At 43.3% G+C, this 1,257-nt stretch carries 1 protein-coding gene and 1 pseudogene; one reads left to right on the forward strand and one right to left on the reverse strand.

The features are described 5' to 3' along the window. On the reverse strand, positions 1–237 hold a 237-nt coding region (locus AABK37_RS41410), incomplete at its 3' end, for a recombinase family protein (protein ID WP_432557183.1). Between the two features lie 458 nt (positions 238–695). Here AABK37_RS41410 and AABK37_RS41415 point away from each other — a divergent pair. Then, a pseudogene (locus AABK37_RS41415) lies at positions 696–1,070 on the forward strand (reverse transcriptase domain-containing protein); the annotation flags it as partial. Positions 1,071–1,257 lie beyond the last annotated feature (187 nt).

The following is a 1,257-nucleotide window of genomic DNA, read 5'->3' on the forward strand; positions in this document are numbered from 1 at the left end:
CTGCTGTTGATTTGATTGAAACTCTTCCCAACTAATATATGCTGGGTGGGCTAGATGAATCATCACCTTCCAATCCGATTGTGGCAGTTGTTGAGTTTTCATCCTTGTGATTTGTCCGGCATTGATTACTGGTTGGCTGCGTCGTCTACCGTAAACATAAGTGCCAGTGTATGTTGGGTTGTGTAAAATGGCGAGAATGCGACTGTGGTTAATCGAACCCCATTTGAGAGTACCAATTTCACGCCTGTCTCCAAACCCGTCGCGGAAAGGGAATCTGTTCTTTAGCGAAGTAGCGCATGACCTTGAACGCCGTCCCCAGTAACCGGAACTGTTGGAAAACTAAGCGGATAACTCTCACTACCCCTCCGTCTGGATGAGTAACGATAACTTTGGTCAGCTTGCCGACCTTCCGAATCTGCCGTACAACAACTTTGCGACCATACAAGGGATGTATGGGGTTAGTAAGTTAAACCACATCTAGTTTGCATAATTTGAAATTGTACATTTCTTGTGGGGTGGGCGTCTCGCCCGCCCAATACATGCAAGTTAAATGTGGAACAGCTTAATAATGATACTACTTCCCGAAGGTTTATTGAAGCTGTGTGTAGTCTGAGCGTAGCGTTCCTACGATGAAAGATAGAGCAACCCAAGCTCTAGCCAAATTAGCACTATAACCTGAGTGGGAAGCTGTTTTTGAGGATAACTCCTACGGCTTTCGACCAGGTAGAAGCTGCTATGATGCGATAGCCGCTATATACATTCATATCAACCAAAAAGCTCGATATGTATTGGATGCGGACATCGCCAAATGCTTCGATAAAATAAATCATCAAGCGTTACTTGAAAAGATAAATAGCTTCCCGAAAATGCAAAAGCAAATTAGGGTATGGTTACAATCTGGAGTAATGGATGGAAAGGAAATCTTCCCTACTGAAGAAGGTACACCCCAAGGTGGGGTCATTTCTCCATTACTGGCAAACATAGCCCTTCACGGGCTGGAACTGCTAGTAAAAGAGTATGTAAAATCTATCGACATGATGGGTTCAAAATTATTTATTTTATCTAGGTGATATCTGATATCACCTCCACATGGACTTTCACTTCAAATTTTGGCCGTATTCTCAATACTGTCTTCACTACTTGTGGCTCTTATACCAATTCTCTATGAAGTTGCACTTAACAAAGCGGAGGTGATGTAATCCCATCCACAAATCGAAGCGATCGCTTCGGGAGAGATGGAATCTGTGAACATGTTTG

This window comes from Tolypothrix sp. VBCCA 56010 (genome assembly GCF_050875635.1).
Classification (GTDB): domain Bacteria; phylum Cyanobacteriota; class Cyanobacteriia; order Cyanobacteriales; family Nostocaceae; genus Hassallia.